Consider the following 20,890-nt stretch of genomic DNA (forward strand, 5'->3'; position numbering starts at 1 on the left):
CTCACTCGTTCCGGGTCGAGCGCACGCCGTGGCGTTTCAGGTCGCCGTAGCCGCCCTTCAGCCAGTCCATGAGCGGCACGCGGTCGACTTCGCCCGTCATTCGCGCGTGGTAGGGCAGCAGGCTCTCGGAGACGCGCATGATGTAGTTCCGGGTCTCCGAGAAGGGCACGTCCTCGATCCAGTCCACCACGTCGACCGCGTCCGAACCCGGATGTCCCATCTCGTCCGACCAGCGCCGGGCCCGCGACGGCCCGGCATTGTAGGCGGCCGGCACGAGGATCGGGGATTGCCCGAACTCGACTTCCAGCTCGCCCAGATAGGCGGTGCCGAGGCGCGCATTGTAGAGCGGCTCCAGCGTGAGCGCGGTCTGCCGGTAGGGCAGGCCGACGAGTCCCGCCATCGCGCGCGCCGTGCCGGGCATGAGCTGCATCAGGCCCGCCGCGCCGGCATGGGAGACGACGACCGGATCGAACTCGCTCTCCCGCCGTGCGATCGACAGCGCGAGCTCGGGAGCGACCGGGCTTTCGAGCTTCGCCAGGTCGGTGACCGGGAAGTAGCCCCGATGCAGCTCGTGCCCGCCCTGCGCCGCGCGCTTGGCGATCAGGAGCGCGACATGCGTGTCGTCCATCTCGTCGAGCGCGACGTCGATCAGGGTGCCGATCTCCTCGCGCTGAAGGCTCTCGGCCAGGTGCGTCAGGAACCGCTCCGCGAGGCTCCGCTCCCCCATGCCGTCGAGGATGCGCGCCGCGGCGAGGACGGAGCTGTCGGCGAAGGACGTCTCCTCGAGCGGCGGGAAGACCTCCGTCCCCGTCAGCAGCGGGTCGGCCGGCAGGTCGGCGCGTGCGGCGGCGAGCTGCCCGTAGAAGCTGGTCTGGTAGCGGGCCCCGGCGGCATAGGCCGCGCCGGCCCCGTCGAGATCGCCGGCCGCCTCGAGCGCACGGCCGAGCCAGTAGCCGGCCCGCCCCTTGGAGATCGGCGAGGCGACGTTCGCATCGAAGTTGCGGAAATGCGCGGCCGCCGCGTCGGGCCGGTCGAGGAAGCGCAGCGCGATGTATCCGGCGAGCCATTCATTGCCCGCGATCTCGGGGTCGCCCTCGGGCAGGTAGTGGCTCGCGGCCAGGCGGTAGGCCTCGGCATGGTGACCGTCCTGCATCAGGACGCGTGCGAGGCGTTCCCGATGCACGCCCCAAGCCGCCGGATTGCCCAGCGTGTCCGCGTTGTCGTCGTAGGCGAAGAGAAGTTCCAGCGCGCTCTCCGTCCGTCCCTTGCCGAGGCGCCAGCGGAAGCGCTCGTAGGCGAGGCCGGGATGGTCGCGGAACCCGTCGGGCACGGCGGCGATGAGCGTGTCGACATTCCCCGCGCCCACCCGGAGCGCGATTCGCGCGCGGGCCAGCGCCGCCTCCGGCCCGGTCACGCGGCGCAACGTCCGCTCCGCGGAATCGGTGTCGCCCGCCCAGAGGAGCGCGTCGAGCCGCGCTGCGTCGAAGGGGCGAAGCAACTCGCCGAAGAGCTCCAGGAAACCCGCCTCCGTCGACGCGGTCATCGGCAGGCCGAGCCAGGCTTCGACCGCGACCACCTCCGCTTCCGTCGGTCGGTCCAGCGCGCGAAGCGCGACCGCAAGCAGCAGCGCGCCCTTGCCGGTCTGCGGCGGACCCGCGGCGAAAAAGGCCGTGATCCGGTCGGGCGCGGTGGTCACGGGGATGTCGAGTTCCACCCGCGCGCGCAGGAGATCCAGTCCCGGCCAGTCGCCGTTGCGCGCGAGGAACGCCTCGCCCTCGGCGAAACTGCCTCGCCGCACGCGCAGGAGGTGCCAGAGCAGGACGTCCCGCGCGACCGGATCGACGATCTCGGGCAGGGTGGCGCGGGCTTCGTCGAGTTGCCCGCTGCGCAGCGCCGAGAGGCCCCGTTCGAGCGCGGGATCGGCCGCACCTGGCAGGGACAGGAAGATGACGGCGAGGGAGGCGAGGAGAAATCGGATCATGTCGGCCATCCGCATAGCGCGATTTTCGCCGCGGCGCGACTGACGACGGCGCGAGTTTCGCAAAAATGCTTCGTCTTGCCGCGCCTGCGGGCCGCGGATAGGAACGGCGCGACGATTTCGCCGCAGGAGGACGACGCGATGTTCAGAGGCTCGATGACCGCCCTGGTGACGCCGTTCAAATCCGGCGAGGTCGATTTCGCGACGCTCGACGCGCTGGTCGACTGGCAGATCGAGGAGGGGACGCACGGGCTCGTCCCCGTCGGCACGACCGGGGAGAGCCCGACGCTCACCCACGCGGAGCACGAGGCCGTCATCGCGGCAGTCGTGAAACGTGCCGCCGGCCGAGTGCCGGTGATCGCGGGGGCCGGGTCGAACAACACCGCCGAGGCGCAGCGCTTCGTCGAATACGCCCGCGAGGTCGGCGCGGACGCGGCGCTTGTCGTGACGCCCTATTACAACAAGCCGACGCAGGCCGGGCTGATCGCGCATTTTTCCGCGCTGGCGGAGGTCGGGCTTCCGATCGTCATCTACAACATCCCCGGCCGGTCCGTGGTCGACATGAACCCGGTCACGATGGGCGAACTGGCGAAGCTGCCCAGCATCGTCGGCGTGAAGGACGCGACGGGCGACATCGCCCGGGTCAGCGCGCAGCGCATCACCTGCGGCCCCGACTTCGTGCAGCTTTCGGGCGAGGACGCGACGGCGCACGGATACAACGCGCAGGGTGGGGTCGGCTGCATCTCGGTAACGGCCAACGTCGCGCCGCGCCTCTGCGCGGAGTTGCAGCAAGCCTGCCTCGACGGCGACTACGCTCGCGCGGTCGAGATTCAGGACCGGCTCATGCCCTTGCATCAGGCGATCTTCGCGGAGCCGGGCGTGGTGGGCGCGAAGGCCGCGCTCTCGATGCTGGGTCGCTGCTCGGACGAGGTCCGCCTGCCGATCACCCCCGTGACCGACGGCACGCGTGCGTTGATCGAGGCGGCGATGCGCCACGCCGACCTGCTGAGCTGAGCCGGGCCCGGTGGACAGCGCCGGCCCGGATGCCTAATTGCTCGTCATGGCCAAGGATACCAAGGACAAGAACTACAAGGTGATCGCCGAGAACCGGCGGGCGCGATACGATTACGCCATCGAGGACGATCTCGAATGCGGCATCATGCTCGAAGGGTCAGAGGTGAAGTCGCTGCGTCAGGGCGGCAGCAACATCGCCGAGAGCTATGCCGAGGTGAAGGACGGTGAATTGTGGCTGGTGAACGGCTACATCGCGCCCTACGCGCAGGCCAAGACCTTCGGCCACGAGGAGCGGCGGCGGCGTAAGCTTCTGGCGTCGAAGCGGGAGCTGTCAGGATTGTGGAACGCGAGCGCGCGCGAAGGCTACACGATCGTCCCGCTGGTGATGTATTTCAATCACCGCGGCATGGTGAAGCTCAAGGTCGGCGTCGGCAAGGGCAAGAAGATCCACGACAAGCGCGAGACCGCGGCCAAGCGGGACTGGCAGCGGCAGAAGTCGCGCCTGCTGAAGGAGCACGGCTGAGGGCGGCGGCGCGCTCCCGGCTCAGCTGTTCCGCCGGTAGGGCTCCCACGCATCGCGGAACCCCTTCGGGATGAGCAGGTTCTGCGGCCCGACATCGTGGATGTTCTTCTCGCCGCAGAGCGCCATCGTCGTGTCGAGTTCCTTGCGGATCACCTCGAGCGCATGGGTCACGCCCGGCTCGCCCATCGCGCCCAGCCCGTAGACGAAGGCGCGCCCGATATAGGTGCCCTTCGCGCCGAGCGCGATCGCCTTCAACACGTCCTGACCGGAGCGGATGCCGCCATCCATGTGGACCTCCACCTCGGAGCCCACGGCGTCCACGATCTCGGGCAGGAGGCGGATCGAGGAGAGCGCACCGTCGAGTTGCCGGCCGCCGTGGTTCGAGACCACGATCGCGTCGGCGCCGACCTGCAGCGCCATGCGCGCGTCCTCGGCATCGAGGATGCCCTTCAAAATCAGCTTGCCGCCCCACTTCTCCTTGATCCGCCGGATCTTGTCCCAGTCGAGGCGCGGGTCGAACTGCTCCGCCGTCCAGGACGACAGGGAGGACGCGTCGCCCACGCCCTTCGCGTGACCGACGATGTTGCCGAAGAACCGCCGCTTGGTCCTGAGCATCCCCAAGCCCCACTGCACGCGGGTCATCATGTCGGCGATGGATTTGGCCGTCAGCTTCGGCGGGGCGGAGAGGCCGTTCTTCAGATCCTTGTGCCGCTGCCCGAGGATCTGCAGGTCGAGCGTGAGTACCAGCGCGTCGCAGCCCGCCGCCCGGGCCCGCTCGATCAGGCGGTCGATGAAGTCCTCGTCGCGCATCACGTAGAGCTGGAACCAGAACGGCACCTGCGTCTCGCGCGCCACGTCCTCGATGGAGCAGATCGACATGGTCGAAAGCGTGAACGGCACGCCGAACTTCTCGGCCGCCCGCGCCGCGAGGATCTCGCCATCGGCATGCTGCATCCCTGTCAGCCCGACCGGTGCGAGCGCGACGGGCATCGACACGTCGCGGCCGATCATCTTCGTCTCGATCGAGCGGCCCTCCATGTCGACGGCGACCCGCTGGCGCAGTCGGATCAGGTCGAAATCGGTCTCGTTCTCGCGGAAGGTCTGCTCGGTCCAGCTGCCGGACTGGCAATAGTCGTAGAACATTTTCGGCACGCGCCGACGGTAGATCTCGTGCAGGTCGTCGACATTGGTGATGACGGGCATGGCGGCCTCCCAAAGCTTCGGCGCTTGCTAGTCCCTCGACGCGGGGCTGTCCACGCGGCCGTCCGCCGCGAAGGGGTCGTGGGGATAGACGACCCCGGTCAGGACCAGCCCGTCCGGCGGCGCGACCGGCCCGCAGGCTGCGCGGTCGCGGGCGGCGAGCGCCGCGGCCACGCGCTCCGGCGGCCAGGCCCCGGCGCCCACGCGTTCGAGCGTGCCGGCGATGGAGCGGACCTGATTGTGCAGGAACGACCGCGCCCGCAGGTGCAGGCGGATGTCCTGCCCGCCGGGGAAGGGCCGTTCCTCCACGGTGATCTCGTCCAGCGTCTTCACCGGCGACTTCGCCTGACAGATCGACGCCCGGAACGTCGTGAAGTCGTGCCGTGCCGTCAGATGCGCGGCCCCCGCCCGCATGAGGTCCGCGTCGAGCGGTCCGATCACGCGCCAGGCCTGTCCCGCGTCCAGCGTCAACGGTGCACGTCGGGCGAGGATGCGGAACGTGTAGCGTCGCTCGACCGCGGAGAAGCGCGCGTGCCACTCGTCCGTTACCCGCGCGCAGGCGGTGATCGCGACCGGCGCGGGCTTCAGATGCCAGTTCACCGCCTCCGACAGGCGGAACGGAATCCAGTCGCGTGCGAGGTCGGCATGCGCGACCTGTCCGGTCGCATGGACCCCGGCATCGGTCCGACCCGCGGCGGCGATGGAGGGCATGTCCGGCTCCAGCCGGCGCAGCGCCTCCTCGAACGTCTGCTGCACGGAGGCGGGGCCGTCCTGCCGCTGCCAGCCGGCGAAGGGGCGACCGTCGTATTCGATGCGGAAGGCGTAGCGCGGCATGGCCGCCGGATAGGCCGGACGGGTCGGGACAGGCAAGCCGCGCGGCATCGCTTTCCCTCCCGGCGCGCCGCCCCTATCTAGGGCCGGACCGGAGGGGGCGCGGATGGTGATCGGACGGCTGGCGGATGCGGTGACGCGCGGGGTGGGCGACCTCGCCCACGGCGTGACGGAGGCGTTCGACCCGACGCTGCGCCTCGGCGTGACCGGCCTCAGCCGCGCGGGCAAGACCGTGTTCATCACCTCGCTCGTCGCCAACCTGATCGACCGCGGCCGGATGCCCGGCTTCACCGCCGGATCGCGGATCGAGACGGCGTTCCTGCAACCGCAGCCCGACGACACGGTGCCGCGCTTCGACTACGAAGGGCATCTCGCGTCGCTCACCGCCCGCGCGCCGCACTGGCCGGAGGGGACGCGTGCCGTCTCCGAGCTGCGCCTGTCGCTCCGGGTGCGCCCGGCGGGGATGCTCGCGGGCCTGCGCGGGGTGCGGACGGTGCATCTCGACATCGTGGACTATCCCGGCGAGTGGCTGCTCGATCTCGGATTGATGGAGAAGGATTACGACGAATGGTCGGCGCGCGCGCTGGCGCGGCTGCAATCCTGGGGCGCGACGGAGTACGCCGACGCGATGGCGGCCATCGATCCGACCGCGAAGCTGGAGGAGCCGGTGGCCAAGGCGCTGGCCCGCGCCTACACCGATGCCCTCCAGGCCGCGCGCGAGGCGGGCGCCTACGACCTGACGCCCGGACGCTTCCTGCTTCCCGGCGAGATGGAGGGCTCGCCCGCGCTGACCTTCGCGCCGCTGCCGCCCGGCGAGGCTCCGCGGGGCAGCCTGCGCCGCGAGATGGCCCGGCGGTTCGAGGCCTACAAGTCCCACGTCGTCCGGCCCTTCTTCCGCGACCACTTCGCCCGGCTCGACCGGCAGGTCGTCCTGCTCGACGTCCTGGGCGCGATCCGGCGCGGCCCCCGCGCGGTGGAGGAGATGCGCGCGGCGATGGCGGATGTCCTTATGGCGTTCCGCCCCGGCGCGATCGGCTGGCTCATGTCGCTGCTCGGTGGGCGCCGCGTGGACCGTCTGCTCTTCGTCGCGACGAAGGCCGACCATCTCCACCATACGCAGCACGCGCGGCTGACCGCGCTGACCGAGGCGATGGTGAAGGAGGCGCGGGCGCGGGCCGACTTCGCGGGGGCCGAAACGAAGGCGATCTCGATGGCCGCCCTCCGCGCCACCGTGGAGGAGACGCGCGAACACGATGGCGAGGTGCTGCCCGTGGTGCGCGGTCGCCTGATGAACGCGGAGGGCACGCCCGGGCGGGAAGCCGCGCTCTACCCGGGCGAACTGCCCTCCGATCCGGCGCATCTGCTCGTGCCGGCGCGGAAGGGAGCGGAGGCGTGGCTCGATGGTGACTACGACCTGATGGAGTTCGCGCCGGCGCCGCTGACGCTCCGCCCGGGGGAGGGGCCACCGCATATCCGGCTCGACCGGGCGGCGGAGTTCCTGCTGGCGGATCGGCTGTGAGCGGGGAGGACGGGATGAACGACGAGACTGGGCCCAGGGCGCGCCGCCGCGCGATCCTCTTCGACGTCGACGCGGCGCCCGCGCCCGAGCGACGCGAGGGCCGGGTGATCGAGGTGCCGGGCGGCCCGCTCGATCCGGCCGCCGCGCCACCGGTCCCCGATGTCGAGGAGGTGCCGCAGGCCTCGGGCCGCGCGATGCAGACGCTGGCGCTTCTGGCGGCGCGGCGCGAGACCGGGCTCGCGCGATGGTTCTGGGGCACGCTCTCCGCCGTGCTGGGCTTCGCCATCTCCGTCGCGGCCTGGGACTTCGTGACGAGCCTCCTCGAGACCCGCCCCGTCCTCGGCCTGATCGCGGCGGCGCTCGTCGTGGCGTTCCTCGTCGCCACGCTCGCCATCGCCCTGCGCGAGATCGTGGCGCTGTCCCGGCTCGGGCGGATCGACGAATTGCGGGAGATGGCGCGGCAGGCGACGGACCTAAAATCTGCCCGCGCGCTGTCGGATCGGGTGGCCGTCTTCTACGCCGGCCGCGCCGACACGCGATGGGGACGGGAGGAACTCACGACCCGCCGGGACGACGTGTTCGACGCCGACGGCATGGTCGCCCTGACCGAGCGCACGCTGCTCGCGCCGCTCGATGCCGCTGCGACGCGCGAGGTGGAGGCGGCGGCGCGGCAGGTCGCGATGGTCACGGCCGTCGTGCCGCTCGCGCTCGCCGACGTCGCCGCCGCGTTGACGAGCAACCTGCGCATGATCCGGCGCATTGCGCTGATCTACGGCGGGCGAAGCGGTACGCTCGGCTCTTGGCGGCTGGCGAAGACCGTGCTTACGCATCTGGCCGCGACGGGCGCGGTGGCCGTCGGCGACGACCTGATCCACTCGGTCGCGGGCGGAGGATTGCTGGCAAAGCTGTCGCGGCGTTTCGGCGAGGGGATGGTGAACGGGGCGCTGACCGCACGCGTCGGCGTCGCGGCGATGGAGATCTGCCGGCCGCTGCCCTTCACGCACGAACGGCCGCCGCGCGTGACGGGGATCATCCAGAGGTCGCTGACCGGCCTCTTCGGCCCGGGCGACGCCGGAAAGCCCGACCGGGCCGACGCAGGCTAGTGCCCGCCGGTCAGCAGGATTTCGAACGCTTCCGGATCGGTAGGCAGAGCGGAACCAGCACGAAGGTGGACGTGCCGAGAAAAGCGATGATCAACGATAGCGACATGGCGGCATCCTCCTGAGTCGCGTATCTGCCTGCGCTTTGTAAAACTTTCGCTAAGCTTGACGCCCGGCGTACTGCGACTTGCCGTCCGCGGCCCGCGAGGCCTATAACGCGCCCGATGACGCAGCGCGCGCGGATGGCCATTCGAATTACCGCCCCGGCGCCCTGAGAGTTCGGGGCGGCCGGGCAAAAGGTGCTGGCTGGGCCGCGCCGAACTCATTCCCTCTGCTGATCCGAAGGACTCCGCCCCATGAGCGTCGACGCGCCCGACTACAAAGCTACGCTGAACCTGCCCCGGACCGACTTCCCGATGCGCGCGGGCCTGCCCAAGCGGGAGCCGGACTGGCTGGCCCGCTGGGCGCGGATCGGTATCTACGACCGGCTGCGGGAAAAGGAGGGGCGGGAGCCGTTCACGCTGCACGACGGGCCGCCCTACGCGAACGGGCACCTGCATATGGGCCACGCGCTCAACAAGACCCTCAAGGACATGGTCGTTCGCAGCCATCAGATGATGGGTTTCGACGCGCGCTACGTGCCCGGCTGGGATTGCCACGGCCTGCCGATCGAGTGGAAGATCGAGGAGGCCTACCGGGCGAAGGGGCGCGACAAGGACGCCGTCGACGTGGTCGAGTTCCGTCGCGAATGCCGCGACTTCGCCGCGGGTTGGGTCGACGTGCAGCGCGCCGAGTTCGAGCGTCTGGGCATCACCGGCAACTGGGCCGATCCCTACCTGACGATGGATTTCCACGCCGAGGCGGTGATCGCCGGCGAGTTCCAGAAGTTCCTGATGACCGGCCTCGTCTACCAGGGCTCGAAGCCGGTCATGTGGTCCCCGGTCGAGAAGACGGCGCTGGCCGAGGCGGAGGTCGAGTATCACGATCGCCAGACCGACGCGATCTGGGTGTCCTTCCCGGTGATCCACGCCCATTCGGATCTCTACGACCACGAGACCTCCTACACCTTCGAGGAGGAGACGCAGGAGGCGCGGGCCGATATCGTCGAGGCGGCGCAGAACCGGGAGGCGCAGCTTCTGGCGGCCCGCGTCCTGATCTGGACGACGACGCCCTGGACCATTCCGCAGAACCGCGCGATCTGCTTCTCCCCCGACGTGGCATACGGGCTCTACGAGGTGACGGGCACGCCCGAGGAATGCTGGGCCGAAATCGGGCAGACCTACATCATCGCCGATGCGCTGGCCGAGGCGACGCTGAAGGCTGCCCGGCTTGAGCCGTCGATGTGGCGCCGGCTGCGTGCCGTGCAGACCGAGGAGCTGGCCGCGCTGCGCTGCGCGCATCCGCTGCGGGGCGCGGACGGGGCCGGGGGCGAATGGGACTACGACGTCCCGCTTTTCCCCGGCGACCACGTGACCGACGACGCGGGCACGGGCTTCGTCCATACCGCGCCGAGCCACGGCGACGACGATTACCAGATCGGGCTGAAGTACGGCCTGCCGATGACCTACAACGTGGAAGCCGACGGGACGCTGCGCGCCGACCTGCCGTTCTTCGGCGGCGAGGCCATCATCCGGCCGAACGGCAAGCCGGGCGGCGCGAACAAGGCGGTGATCGACAAGCTGGTCGAGGTCGGCGCGCTTCTCGCCCGTGCGCGGATCACCATCTCCGACGCGCATAGCTGGCGTTCGAAGGCGCCCGTCATCCGACTCAACCGCCCGCAATGGTTTGCCGCGATCGACCGTCCCGTCGGCGACGGGCGGGACGAATACGGCAAGACGGTCCGCGAACGAGCGCTGACCTCGATCGACGAGCTCGTGACCTGGACGCCGAAAACCGGCCGCAACCGGCTCCATTCGATGATCGAGAACCGGCCCGACTGGGTGCTGTCGCGGCAGCGCGCCTGGGGTGTGCCGCTGACCTGCTTTACCAGGGTCGGCGCGAAGGCGGACGATCCGGACTTCCTGCTCCGCGACCCCGCCGTCAACGAACGCATCGTCGCCGCCTTCGAGGCGGAGGGCGCGGATGCCTGGTACGAGCCGGGCGCGAAAGCGCGCTTCCTCGGCGACGATTACAACCCTGCCGAATGGGAGCAGGTCTTCGACATCCTCGACGTCTGGTTCGATTCCGGCTCGACCCATGCCTTCGTCCTGCGCGACCGGCCCGACGGGACGGCGGACGGCATCGCCGACGTCTATCTCGAGGGCACGGACCAGCATCGCGGCTGGTTCCACTCCTCGATGCTGCAGGGCTGCGGCACGATGGGGCGCGCGCCCTACCGCGCCGTCGTCACGCATGGCTTCACGCTCGATGCGAAGGGCGTGAAGATGTCGAAGTCACTGGGCAACATCACGGCCCCGCAGGAGGTGGTGGATCAGTACGGCGCCGACATCCTGCGCCTCTGGGTGGCGCAGGTCGATTACACCGCCGACCACCGGATCGGGCCGGAGATCCTCAAGGGCGTGGCCGACGGCTACCGGCGCCTGCGCAACACGATGCGCTTCATGCTGGGCTCGATGACCGACGACGCGCCGGTCGACACGCTGGAGATGCCGGAACTCGAACGCTGGGTGCTGCATCGCCTGTCCGAGCTCGACGAGAGCGTGCGCCGGCACTACGCGGCCTACGACTTCGCCGGCGTCTGGCAGGCGATCTTCCAGTTCGCGACGATCGACCTGTCGGCCTTCTACTTCGACATCCGCAAGGACGCCCTCTATTGCGACGGCGATACGCCCCGCCGCCGGGCCGCGCGAACGGTGTTACGGATGCTGCACGCGCGGCTGACGGCTTGGCTCGCGCCGATCCTGCCCTTCACGATGGAGGAGGTCTGGCTCGAGGCCCATCCGGGCGAGGACTCCTCGGTCCACCTGCAGGACTTCCCCGAGCCGCGGCCCGGCTGGCGCGATGACGCGCTCGCCGCCCGCTGGACGCGCATCCGGGCGGTGCGCCGCGCGGTGACCGGCGCGCTGGAGACCGCGCGGCGCGACAAGGTCATCGGCGCCTCGCTTGAGGCCGCGCCGGTGGTGCATGTCGATGCCGAAACGGCGGCGCTGCTGGCGGAGGTGAACTTCGACGACATCTGCATCGTCAGCGGCATCACCGTCACCGACGCCCCGGCCCCGCCGGACGCCTACCGGAGCGAGGAGGTCGCCGGTGTGGCCGTCGTCTTCCATCAGGCCGAGGGCGGAAAGTGTCAGCGCTGCTGGAAGATCCTGGCCGATGTCGGGCTCCACGGCCATGACGGCGTTTGCGCCCGCTGCGACGAGGCCCTGTCCGAGGAGGGGGTCGTGGTCGAGCAGGGCGCGTCCTGAAACGCGAGGGCGCGGCCGAATCCCCGGTCGCGCCCCGGCGCTACATCGCGTCGATCAGGTCCAGCATTTCCGGCGGCAGCGCATCCTCGCGGAGGCGGAAGACGTGGCGCCGGTTCTCGTCATCCGTCACGGCGATCGTGTAGGTCTGCATGTCCGCCGCTCCGGGATTCGGCTCCCGCGCCTCGAGGCGGGAGAGCGCGCCCGGATCGAAGGTCTCGCAATAGGTCTGCTGGCTGTCGGCATCCGTCACGTCGAGCTGCTTGGATACGCCACCTGCGGCGAACCCGCCGAACCCCCCGCTGGACGCCACCTCGATCATCATCACCGCACATCCCGCTGCCAGGGTTCCGCATGCCATTGCCCCAAGATAGGCTCAGCAGGCGATCCCGACAAGCCGCCAGGCCCGGCGCAGCATGACCTGCTCGTGGCTGCCCGCGCCGAACAGCGCGATCGCCGCGTCCAGCGTCTCCGCCGCCCAGTCGTGGAACGTGGCCATCGGGTTGTTGATCTGCTGCAGCGCCCGGTACCAGACCTGTCCCGGACGCTCCCACGCGTTCCCGCCGAGATACATGCAGTAGAGGTAGAAGGCGTGGTTCGGGATGCCCGAGTTGATATGCACGCCCCCGTTGTCGTCGGTCGTGTCGACGTAGAGGTCCATGTGGTAGGGCTGCGGGTCCTGCCCGAGCAGCGCGTCGTGATAGGCCGTCCCCGGCGCCTTCATGCTGCGTAGCGCCCGCCCGTTGATCTCCGGCCCGAGAATGCCGGTTCCCACCAGCCAATCCGCCTCGTAGACGTCCTGGCCGAGCTTGCGCTGCACGGTCATCGTGCCGAACACGTCGGCCACGCTCTCGTTCAAAGCGCCGGACTGCCCCTGATAGAGCAGGCCGCCGGAATACTGCACGACCCCGTGCGACATCTCGTGGCCGATCACCGAGAGCTCGGTGAAGGTGCGGAAGATCTTTCCGTCCCCGTCGCCATAAGCCATCTGCGTGCCGTTCCAGAACGCGTTGTTGTAGTTCTGCCGGTGATGCACCGTCGCCGTCAGCGGTATGCCCGCCCCGTCGAGCGAGTTCCGCCCGAAGGCCTCGGAATAGAGATCGAACACCGTCCCGGCCCCGTCATAGGCCCGGTCCACCTCCGCGTCGCCGGTGGGCGCGTCACCTTCGGAGCGAACCGGATTGCCGGGCAGGGCGGCCTTCCCTTCGCCGTCGAAGATGCGCCGGTTGCAGACATGGCGCTCCGGCACGCTTCGCGCCAGCGCGCTCGACATGAAGAGACCCGTCCGTCCGTCCTCGGGCACAACGCCGCCGGTCATGTGCTCGGCCCGCTCCTCGCGCACCTCCTCGTTCTGATACAGGAGCGCGCGCGCCATCTGCTGCACCGAGGTGTCGCCGCGAAGCGCCATGACGCGCAGCATGTGCGGCGGGACGATGCAATGGATCGGGTTGTGGCAATGGACGGGACCGCACATGTCGAGCTTGCTCCGGTGAGAGGTTTCGCGGGATCGTAGCGCGCATGGCCCCGTCCCACAGGAAGGATGCGATGATTATCGACGAGCGGCGCATCGCGGAAGAGGTCCTGCGCCTGACCCGGGCGCGCGCGCCGAAGACGATCTGCCCATCCGAGGTGGCACGGGCGCTTCGGCCCGAGGGCGAGGCCTGGCGCGACCTGATGCCGGAGGTCCGACGCGTGGCCGCGGCGCTGCCGGGGATCGTGGCGACGCAGGGCGGACAGCCGGTCGATGCGGCGGCCGCCCGCGGGCCGATCCGCCTGTCGTGCGACGCCGCGGACTGAGTGCGCGTCAGTACTCCACGCCCATCTGCGCCTTCACGCCGGCGCGGAACGGATGCTTCACCAGCTCCATTTCGGTCACGAGATCGGCCAGCTCGATCAGTTCCTCCTTCGCGTTCCGTCCGGTCAGGACGACATGCGTCATCGGCGGCTTCTCGTCCTGCAGGAACGCGACGACTTCGGCCACGTCCACGTAGTCGTAGCGCAGCGCGATGTTGATCTCGTCGAGCAGGACCATCCGGTTGCGCTCGTCGCGGATCAGCTCCTTGGCCTTTGCCCAGGCCGCCTGCGCCATCTCGACGTCCCGGGACTTGTCCTGCGTCTCCCAGGTGAAGCCCTCGCCCATCGTGTGGAACGCGCAGACATCCTGGAACTGACCGAGGATCAGGTCGCGCTCGCCCGTCGACATGCCGCCCTTGATGAACTGCACGACGGCACAGGGCATGCCATGCGCGATGCAGCGGAAGATCATCCCGAACGCGGCCGAGGACTTTCCCTTTCCCTTGCCGGTATGGACGATCACCAAGCCCCGCTCGTCGGTCTTGGTGGCCATGATCTTGTCGCGCGCGGCCTTCTTCTTGGCCATCTTCGCATTGTGGCGGGCGCTGTCGTCGTCGTTCATCGCATGCGGTCCTCCGGAACTCGGCCGACCTTCCGATCCGCGACGGAGGAGGTCAAGCCGGAGGCACGGCGACGGCTTGCAGCTGCAACAAGGAACCGCGCAAGCATCCTCACGTGGCAATCCGATCCGACCAGCGCGGCCGCAGGAGACGGCGACGCACGAGGCGACCGGGTCGCGAGGCCCCCGCGCGCTCCGGAAGGCCCCGGGCCGCGAGCGCTTGCGTCGTCGCCGCGACCCGTTCGAAGGGCGGGTCGGCGATGGTGCTGTGGCGCAGCCAGCGCGCGACGAGCAGCTGGTCCTCGATCATGTCGAGCAGCGGCACGTCTCCGGCATCGAGCGCGCCGTAACCCGCGAAGAAGGCCCGCCGGTCGGCATCGACCGTGCCGGCCTGCCGCGTGCCGAGCGCTTCCGCCTCGTAGCGATCCAGCTCCATCGCCGTCAGGAAACTGGCCGCATCGTGCAGCGGCAGCCCGGGCTTGATCGGTCCGACGTCGAAGCCGACGATGCCGCGCTCCGTCACGAAGAGATTGCGCGGCTTGAAGTCCCAATGGAGCGGCACGCCGGCCCGCTCGACCCGCCCGATCCCGCTTGCCCGCTGGTCCAGCGCATCCAGAAGCCTGTCGGCCTCCACGCTCCGGGCGGACGCGAACCGGGTCCGAAGCCGTCCGCAGAGGTTCCGGAAGTCGCGCACCACCTGGCGGCGTGGGCGGCCGCTGGCGTGGAGGCTGGCGAGCCATTGTCCGGCCTGCCGCAGGCACGTGGCCCGCTGCCCCTCCGACGACCGAAGCAGCAGCGTGTGGGCCCGGGGCGCGGCCAGCCACGCCGTGGCAAGAACGCGGCCGTCGAGGAAGACGGGCGCGACCAGCGGCGCGGTACCGCGGCCGAGCGCCTCGAGACTTGCCCATTCGTCCTGCGCCTGCGACGCGACCTCGCACCATTTGACCGCGAGGGACCGCTCGCCTCCCGGATGGTTGGCCTGGAACACGTAGCGGTGGGTTCCGGGCGTCGCGTTCACGGCCACCTCTTCGAGGGCCCAGCCATCGCGGCCGAAACCGGTCTTGTTCACGAGCGCCGTGCGGATGTCAGCCTCCACATCCTCGGGCCGGGGCGGGCGCCTGTTCATGCGGGCCGCGCTTCCGGCGCACGGGCGAACCGCTCGATCAGGGCGCGCGCGGAATTGGACCGTGGCCGCCAGAGACCGCGCTCGATCGCTTCCCCGAGGCGGTCGGCGATGTCGGCGAGCGCCGGGGCGTTGGCTTCCGCGATGAAGTCCCGCGTCTCCTCGTCCTCGAGCACGGCGGCGTGGACGAGATCGAAATGGTGGTCGCGCACCGCCCCGGTCGTCGCGGCGAAGGCGAAGAGGTAGTCGACACTCGCCGCGATCTCGAAGGCGCCCTTGTAGCCGTGCCGCTTCACGCCCGCGATCCATTTCGGGTTCACCATACGGGAGCGCACGACCCGGCCGATCTCGTCCTCCAGCGTGCGGATCACGGGGCGCTCGGGTCGGGAATGGTCGTTGTGATAGACCGGACGCCGTGCGCCCTGCAGCATCTCGACCGCCGCCGCGGCCCCGCCTTCGAACTGGTAGTAATCGTCGCTGTCGAGCAGGTCGTGTTCGCGGTTGTCCTGGTTCTGGACGATCGCCTCCACCTGTCCCAGACGTTCGCGCAGGCCGGCGCGGTCGGGCGTGCCCTCGCCGGTGCCGTAGGCGTAGCCGCCCCAGTCGAGATAGGCCCGACCCAGATCGGCCGTCTCGGACCAGAGCCGCTCGTCGATCATCGCCTGCAGCCCGGCGCCGTAGGCCCCCGGCTTCGATCCGTACACCCGCGCCTGTCCCTCGCCGGCCCGGGCGCGGGCGGCGGCGGGGTTGTCCTCCGCCGGTTCGTCGAGCGCCTGCACCGCGCGGGCGGCGGCGTCGACGAGCGCCATCTGCTGCGGGAACGCGTCGCGAAAGAAGCCCGACACGCGCAGGGTTACGTCCACGCGTGGCCGTCCCAGGGCGGTGGCGGGGATGATCTCGAAGCCGACGACGCGCCGGTTTGCCGAATCCCATCGGGGCTTCACTCCCATCAGCGCCAAGGTCTGCGCGATGTCGTCGCCGCCGGTGCGCATGTTGGCGGTGCCCCAGGCCGTCACCAGCATCGCCCGCGGCCAGTCGCCGTGATCCTGCAGGTGCCGCTCGACAAGGAGGGATGCGGACTTCCAGCCAAGGGCCCAGGCCGTGGGCGTTGGCACGGCGCGACTGTCGACCGAGTAGAAGTTCCGCCCTGTTGGCAGGACGTCGGGCCGCCCGCGGGTGGGTGCGCCGGACGGCGCCGGGGCGACGAAGCGCCCCTCGAGGGCGGTGAGGAGCCCCGCCCCCTCCGCGGGGCCGCAGGCGCGGATCGTCTCGCGAAGTCGCGCCGCGTCCTCGAGCACGGCTTGCGTGCGGGGACCGGGGGGCGAGGCCTCGCCCCGGAGCAGTCGCGCGGAAAGGCCCTCGATCCGCTCCACGCTGTCGCCCGCGCTGCGCCAGACGCCGTCGCCGGAGAGCGCGTCCGGGCGCGGCCCGTCCCACGGCGCGGCCATGTCGCAATCGAGCGGGTCGAAGTCGAGGTCCAGATCGGTGGCGATGGCACGCGGCAGGCTCTCGGCCTCGCCCCGCGGCAGGCGCACCAGCGCCTGCAGCAGGTCGTCCTGCAGCCGGCCTTCGGGCGATTGCCCGAAGACGTGCAGCCCGTCCCGGATCTGCGCTTCCTTCAATTCGCAAAGATAGGCGTCGAGGCGGGCGAGGTCGTCCGTGCCCTGCATCCCCGCATCGACATCGAGCCCGGTCGCCTGCGCGAGGCTCACGATCTCGCGCCGCAGATGGTCGATCCGCCGTGGATCGACGCCCGCGGCCTCGTAATATTCGTCCACCAGCGCCTCGAGGTCGCGCATCGGCCCGTAGCTCTCCGCACGCGTGAGGGGCGGGGTCAGGTGATCGACGATGACCGCCTGGGAGCGGCGCTTGGCCTGCGTGCCCTCGCCGGGATCGTTGACGATGAACGGATAGACATGCGGCATCGGCCCGAGCGCGATCTCCGGCCAGTCGTCCCCGCCCAGCGCGACCGCCCGGCCCGGCAGCCATTCGAGGTTGCCGTGCTTGCCCATGTGAACGATCGCATCCGCCTCGCGCCGCAGCCAGGCATAGAAGGCGAGGTAGTTATGCGGCGGGACAAGATCGGGGCTGTGGTAGCTGTCGGTCGGATCGACGTTGTATCCGCGCGCCGGCTGCAGGGCGACGACGGCCTTGCCGAAGCGGTGGATCGACAGCGCGAAGTGCCCGTTCGGCGCCGCGTCGGATTCGAGTATTTCTGCCAAGAAGAAAAGGTCGTTCTCGGGCGGGCCCCATCGATCCTCGATGCGCTGCCGTGCGGCCAGGGGGAGGGTCGCGTAGAAGGCACGGTACTCGGCGAGGCTCAGGCGCTCGCCGCCTTGCCGCTCGGCGCGGTCCGTGAGCCAGTTCGTCGGCCCCGCGAGCAGTTGCGCCATCAGCGCGGCGCTATCCTCGGGGGGGTTCGTGTCGTAGCCCGCGTCGCCCAGAAGGCCGAGCACGTGGACCGTGGAAGCGGGCGTGTCGAGACCAACGCCGTTGGCCAGCCGTCCGTCGCGATTGGGATAGTTCGCCAGCACGAGCGCGACGCGGCGTTCGCCCGCTTGCATCCGGCGCAGGCGGCACCAGCCTCCGACGAGGTCGGCCACGAAGGCGATCCGGTCGCCCTGCGCCTTCCATGTGGCGATCGGGCACTGGGTCGCCTCGTCGTAGAACGCCTCGCCCTTGAAGCCGATCGCGCGGGTCAGGACCCGTCCGTCGAGCTCGGGCAAGGCCACGTTCATCGCGATGTCGCGCGCCGAGAGGCCGGTCGTGCCGGCCTCCCAAGCCTGCTCCGTTCCGCCCGACAGGACCGCCTGGAAGACCGGAGCGCCGTTCGCGAAGGGCGCGGCGAGCGGGTTCGTTTTCGTATCGCCCACGGCGAAGCTCGTTAGGTTCACGATCGCGTCCGGCGGCGCCTCGGAAAAGAGCGCCTCGAGCGTGGCCCGGCTCACCGCCTCCTTGAGCGACGCGACGAAGACCGGCATCGGGTTCATCCCTGCCCGGAGCAGGGCCTTCACCATCCGGTTCACCGGATTGAGCCCGGCCCCCTGCAGCAACGCCCGGTAGAAGACGAGGGGGACGACGGGCGCGTCGTCCTGCCAGTTCGCGCGGATCGCGGCGAGGTCGGCCTCGGGCGTGCCGGGCCAGTAGAGCCCCGCACGCAGCAGCGGACGAGCCGGAGCGGGGCGGGGGGCGTCGCGGATCATCGCGCGGGCATGGACGAGGAAAGTCGTCGCGTTCTGCGGCCCGCCTTCAACGAGACAGGACCAGAGCGCATCGTAATCCTCGCCCGAGACGGTCGAGAGCTCGCGCAGTTCGGCGTCCGGCTTGTCGTCGCCCGGCAGGGCGGCGAACGGCACGCCCGCCTCGTGCAGCCGGGCGGCGTATTGCTCGAGCCCGTAGCTCCAGTAGCCGCGCCCGCCGAGGATGCGCGCGACGACGAGCTCCGAGCGGGTCGCGCATTGGTCGAGATGCAGGTCCACCGACATCGGGTGGCGCAGGTGCAGGAGGCTGATCAGCCGCGTCTCCGGCGCATCGGCCATCGCGGCACGCGCCTCCGACAGGGCGGCGAGTTCCGTGTCGGCGGCGGTGATGACGACGAGCTCGGCCGGGGTCTGGCCCGGATCGACGGGTTCGCCCTCGTCGATCGTGCCCGGCTGCGCGGCGAGAAGGTGCATTCCGCGTCAGGCGTAGGTCGGGGCGTCGGCCGTTTGCTGCAGCGCCTGCGTGATCGCCGCGCGGTCGAGCCCGCTCTGGCCGATCACGACGAGCCGGGCGCCACGCGCATCGCTGCCAAGCGGACGGTCGAAGTAATGGTCCACCCGCGGACCGACTGCCTGAATCGTCAGGCGCATCGGCTTCCCGGCGACGGAGGCGAAGCCCTTGAGCCGCAGGATGCCATGGTCGCGGATGATCTCGGAGATGCGGGCGGCGAAAACGGCAGGGTCGTCGATCTCGGGCGCCTCGACGGTGAAGCTCTCGAAGGCGTCGTGGCCATGCTCGTGCGCGTGATCGTGGTGATCGTCGTCGTGGTGATCGTCGTCCTCGTCGTGGTCGTGATGGTGGTGCAGTTCGTGACGCGCGGCGAGGTCGTCCTCGGCGCCCTGACCCCGGCCCAGCACGACTTCGACCGGCAGCGTCCCCATCGTGGCGGGGACGACCTGCACGCCCGGGCGCGCCTCGGACCGGATACGCGCGACCAGCGCGTCCGTCTCCGCGCCCAGCAGGTCGGCCTTGCCCACCACGATCATGTCGGCACAGGCGACCTGGTCGGCATAAAGCTCGGAGAGCGGCGTCTCGTGGTCGAGCCCGTCATCGGCGGCGCGCTGCGCGTCGATGCGGGCGACGTCGGCGGCGAATGTCCCGGCGGCCACGGCGGGTCCGTCGAGCACGGTAACGACGCCGTCGACGGTGACGCGGGTCTTGAGGCCCGGCCAGTTGAAGGCGCGGACCAGCGGCTGCGGCAGGGCGAGGCCGGAGGTCTCGATCACGATGTGGTCGGGCGGCGTCTCGCGTGCGAGCAGCGCCTCCATCGTCGGTATGAAATCGTCGGCGACGGTGCAGCAGATGCAGCCATTCGACAGCTCCACCACGTCGTCGTCCGAACAGCTCTCGATGCCGCAGCCTTTCAGGATGCCGCCGTCGACGCCCAGATCGCCGAACTCGTTGATGATGAGCGCGATCCGCCGACCGCCGGCATTCTGCAGGAGGTGGCGGATCAGCGTCGTCTTCCCGGCGCCGAGGAAGCCGGTGACGATGGTGGCGGGGATCTTGGGCATGGGGCGGCTCCGTGCGGACGCGGGAATGGCGGCCCCCGGCGAGCGAAGGCCGCACGATGTCGGGGCAGACGGACGGTCAGGCGGCGTGGAACACGCGCGGCTGGACCAGCGGGCCGTGCAGGTTGCTGCGGTACGCCTTGGCCAGTGCCAGCACGGCGAGATCCGCGACCGGCTCGATCACGACGACCGCCATGTAGGCCGTGCCGAATGCAAGGAGCGAGGCCAGCGTGTCGGCCCCCGCGCCCTGACCGTAGAGGACCCAGAACGCGACCCAGGCGACGACGCCGCCTTGATAGGCGGTCGAAAGCTTCAGCGCCTGTCCGTAGGTCAGGTCGACATAGGCCGTCCCGGCGGGCACGACCTTCCGCGCCAGCGCGGCGATCGCGAAGAGCGGGACCAGGAGCGTCGTCAGGTTCACGAGATACATCGGCAGGTCGGTCGGCGCAAAGAACAGCCCTTGGATCAGGAGACCCGCCATGAGCCCGATCGCGGCGGGCGCGGTGCCGAGCAGAAGGAGCAGCGTGGTGCCGAGGATGAAGTGCACCTCGGAGACGCCGACCGCGAAATGCGGCAGCACCTCGAAGAAGACGAAGGTTCCGACCGTGGCGAACGCGCTGCGCAGGGCGAGGGCCGTGGCGCCATGGGACTTCACGTCCGCGAGGGCGAGCTTCGACGTATAGCCGGCCGCGCCGGCGGCGGTCGCGCAAGCCAGCGCCATCTTGGCGCCGTGCACGATCCCGGGTTCGATATGCATTGTCGTCTCTCCGATCTGCCCGTCACACCCGACGGGTTCGTATTGCGTTTCGGCAGGGCTGGTCTCCTGGCTCGCGGGTCGAAGCTTGGCGCCGCCTTCCCGGGGTGACCCCAGTGGCATCGTGGCGCCGCGCTCACCGCTTACAGTCGCGGGGGCGGCTGCGGCTTCGGGTCCCTGCTTGGGTCCCCCTCACCGCATTCCCATTTCATCCCCCGATGGCCTTGGGCCGGGGGAACCTTGCCCTGTCGTGATGCGCCGTGTCGCGCTCCGCGGTCAAGCACGTTAACGACCCGGT

Annotated in this window: 16 protein-coding genes and 1 riboswitch; of the genes, 6 read left to right on the forward strand and 10 right to left on the reverse strand. The window is 70.2% G+C overall.

Annotated features, from left to right (window positions below; genetic code table 11):
- Nucleotide 1 precedes the first annotated feature (1 nt).
- Nucleotides 2–1,981, reverse strand: coding sequence for a lytic transglycosylase domain-containing protein (locus Q1A87_RS04515; RefSeq protein ID WP_299647501.1), 1,980 nt, complete (start codon nt 1,979–1,981; stop codon nt 2–4).
- Between the two features lie 138 nt (nt 1,982–2,119).
- Here Q1A87_RS04515 and dapA point away from each other — a divergent pair, with 138 nt between their 5' ends.
- The gene (dapA, locus tag Q1A87_RS04520; RefSeq protein ID WP_299647503.1) at nt 2,120–2,992 is read left to right on the forward strand and encodes a 4-hydroxy-tetrahydrodipicolinate synthase; all 873 of its coding nucleotides are present in this window, start codon (nt 2,120–2,122) and stop codon (nt 2,990–2,992) included.
- A gap of 46 nt (nt 2,993–3,038) precedes the next feature.
- Complete coding sequence (smpB, locus tag Q1A87_RS04525; RefSeq protein WP_299647505.1) at nt 3,039–3,515, forward strand: SsrA-binding protein SmpB; 477 nt, start codon at nt 3,039–3,041, stop codon at nt 3,513–3,515.
- A 21-nt stretch (nt 3,516–3,536) separates the two neighbouring features.
- Here smpB and Q1A87_RS04530 read toward each other — a convergent pair whose 3' ends face one another.
- Complete coding sequence (locus Q1A87_RS04530; RefSeq protein WP_299647507.1) at nt 3,537–4,718, reverse strand: alpha-hydroxy acid oxidase; 1,182 nt, start codon at nt 4,716–4,718, stop codon at nt 3,537–3,539.
- 27 nt (nt 4,719–4,745) lie between these two features.
- Nucleotides 4,746–5,549 carry a tRNA pseudouridine(38-40) synthase TruA gene (gene truA, locus Q1A87_RS04535; protein WP_299647665.1) on the reverse strand — a complete coding sequence of 268 codons (804 nt, stop codon included), beginning with the start codon at nt 5,547–5,549 and terminating at the stop codon, nt 4,746–4,748.
- 103 nt (nt 5,550–5,652) lie between these two features.
- Here truA and Q1A87_RS04540 point away from each other — a divergent pair, with 103 nt between their 5' ends.
- The 3 genes from Q1A87_RS04540 (at nt 5,653) to ileS (ending at nt 11,533) form a co-directional block, all read left to right on the forward strand.
- The gene (locus Q1A87_RS04540; protein ID WP_299647509.1) at nt 5,653–7,065 is read left to right on the forward strand and encodes a YcjX family protein; all 1,413 of its coding nucleotides are present in this window, start codon (nt 5,653–5,655) and stop codon (nt 7,063–7,065) included.
- Nucleotides 7,066–7,079: 14 nt separating this feature from the next.
- Nucleotides 7,080–8,168, forward strand: coding sequence for a TIGR01620 family protein (locus Q1A87_RS04545; protein WP_299647511.1), 1,089 nt, complete (start codon nt 7,080–7,082; stop codon nt 8,166–8,168).
- A gap of 353 nt (nt 8,169–8,521) precedes the next feature.
- Nucleotides 8,522–11,533: an isoleucine--tRNA ligase gene (gene ileS, locus Q1A87_RS04550; protein ID WP_299647513.1), complete on the forward strand. Its 3,012-nt coding sequence runs from the start codon at nt 8,522–8,524 to the stop codon at nt 11,531–11,533.
- A gap of 40 nt (nt 11,534–11,573) precedes the next feature.
- Here the strand turns inward: ileS and Q1A87_RS04555 are convergent, their stop codons facing one another.
- Entirely contained in the window at nt 11,574–11,855 is a 282-nt protein-coding gene (locus tag Q1A87_RS04555) for a protealysin inhibitor emfourin (protein ID WP_299647515.1), read from the reverse strand.
- A gap of 51 nt (nt 11,856–11,906) precedes the next feature.
- A complete protein-coding gene (locus Q1A87_RS04560) occupies nt 11,907–13,004 on the reverse strand; it encodes a M4 family metallopeptidase (RefSeq protein ID WP_299647517.1) in 1,098 nt (365 codons plus the stop codon).
- Between the two features lie 71 nt (nt 13,005–13,075).
- On the opposite strand from Q1A87_RS04560, the gene Q1A87_RS04565 reads away from it, so the two are divergent.
- On the forward strand, nt 13,076–13,327 hold the full coding sequence (locus tag Q1A87_RS04565; protein ID WP_299647519.1) for a DUF3253 domain-containing protein: 252 nt from the start codon (nt 13,076–13,078) through the stop codon (nt 13,325–13,327).
- Between the two features lie 7 nt (nt 13,328–13,334).
- Here Q1A87_RS04565 and cobO read toward each other — a convergent pair whose 3' ends face one another.
- From cobO to Q1A87_RS04590, 5 genes are all read right to left on the reverse strand, one after another.
- Nucleotides 13,335–13,946, reverse strand: a complete 612-nt coding sequence (gene cobO / locus Q1A87_RS04570) for a cob(I)yrinic acid a,c-diamide adenosyltransferase (protein WP_299647521.1) — start codon at nt 13,944–13,946, stop codon at nt 13,335–13,337.
- A 109-nt stretch (nt 13,947–14,055) separates the two neighbouring features.
- The gene (locus Q1A87_RS04575) at nt 14,056–15,069 is read right to left on the reverse strand and encodes a phosphotransferase (protein ID WP_299647523.1); all 1,014 of its coding nucleotides are present in this window, start codon (nt 15,067–15,069) and stop codon (nt 14,056–14,058) included.
- Nucleotides 15,066–18,740 (reverse strand): cobaltochelatase subunit CobN, encoded by a 3,675-nt coding sequence (gene cobN, locus Q1A87_RS04580; RefSeq protein ID WP_299647525.1) that lies wholly within the window; start codon nt 18,738–18,740, stop codon nt 15,066–15,068. Before cobN ends, Q1A87_RS04575 begins: the two co-directional genes overlap by 4 nt.
- 6 nt (nt 18,741–18,746) lie before the next feature.
- Nucleotides 18,747–19,841: a cobalamin biosynthesis protein CobW gene (gene cobW / locus Q1A87_RS04585; protein WP_299647527.1), complete on the reverse strand. Its 1,095-nt coding sequence runs from the start codon at nt 19,839–19,841 to the stop codon at nt 18,747–18,749.
- A gap of 76 nt (nt 19,842–19,917) precedes the next feature.
- Entirely contained in the window at nt 19,918–20,595 is a 678-nt protein-coding gene (locus Q1A87_RS04590; protein ID WP_299647529.1) for an energy-coupling factor ABC transporter permease, read from the reverse strand.
- A gap of 38 nt (nt 20,596–20,633) precedes the next feature.
- Nucleotides 20,634–20,850, reverse strand: a riboswitch (cobalamin riboswitch).
- Between the last annotated feature and the right edge of the window lie 40 nt (nt 20,851–20,890).

This window comes from uncultured Jannaschia sp., assembly GCF_947494055.1.
In the GTDB taxonomy this organism is placed as follows: domain Bacteria; phylum Pseudomonadota; class Alphaproteobacteria; order Rhodobacterales; family Rhodobacteraceae; genus Jannaschia.

Coding starts and splice junctions, on each gene's coding strand:
- Q1A87_RS04515 (WP_299647501.1), bottom strand. CDS start 1,981: ATGATCCGATTTCTCCTCGCCTCCCTCGCCGTCATCTTCCTGTCCCTG.
- dapA (WP_299647503.1), top strand. CDS start 2,120: ATGTTCAGAGGCTCGATGACCGCCCTGGTGACGCCGTTCAAATCCGGC.
- smpB (WP_299647505.1), top strand. CDS start 3,039: ATGGCCAAGGATACCAAGGACAAGAACTACAAGGTGATCGCCGAGAAC.
- Q1A87_RS04530 (WP_299647507.1), bottom strand. CDS start 4,718: ATGCCCGTCATCACCAATGTCGACGACCTGCACGAGATCTACCGTCGG.
- truA (WP_299647665.1), bottom strand. CDS start 5,549: ATGCCGCGCTACGCCTTCCGCATCGAATACGACGGTCGCCCCTTCGCC.
- Q1A87_RS04540 (WP_299647509.1), top strand. CDS start 5,653: ATGGTGATCGGACGGCTGGCGGATGCGGTGACGCGCGGGGTGGGCGAC.
- Q1A87_RS04545 (WP_299647511.1), top strand. CDS start 7,080: ATGAACGACGAGACTGGGCCCAGGGCGCGCCGCCGCGCGATCCTCTTC.
- ileS (WP_299647513.1), top strand. CDS start 8,522: ATGAGCGTCGACGCGCCCGACTACAAAGCTACGCTGAACCTGCCCCGG.
- Q1A87_RS04555 (WP_299647515.1), bottom strand. CDS start 11,855: ATGATGATCGAGGTGGCGTCCAGCGGGGGGTTCGGCGGGTTCGCCGCA.
- Q1A87_RS04560 (WP_299647517.1), bottom strand. CDS start 13,004: ATGTGCGGTCCCGTCCATTGCCACAACCCGATCCATTGCATCGTCCCG.
- Q1A87_RS04565 (WP_299647519.1), top strand. CDS start 13,076: ATGATTATCGACGAGCGGCGCATCGCGGAAGAGGTCCTGCGCCTGACC.
- cobO (WP_299647521.1), bottom strand. CDS start 13,946: ATGAACGACGACGACAGCGCCCGCCACAATGCGAAGATGGCCAAGAAG.
- Q1A87_RS04575 (WP_299647523.1), bottom strand. CDS start 15,069: ATGAACAGGCGCCCGCCCCGGCCCGAGGATGTGGAGGCTGACATCCGC.
- cobN (WP_299647525.1), bottom strand. CDS start 18,740: ATGCACCTTCTCGCCGCGCAGCCGGGCACGATCGACGAGGGCGAACCC.
- cobW (WP_299647527.1), bottom strand. CDS start 19,841: ATGCCCAAGATCCCCGCCACCATCGTCACCGGCTTCCTCGGCGCCGGG.
- Q1A87_RS04590 (WP_299647529.1), bottom strand. CDS start 20,595: ATGCATATCGAACCCGGGATCGTGCACGGCGCCAAGATGGCGCTGGCT.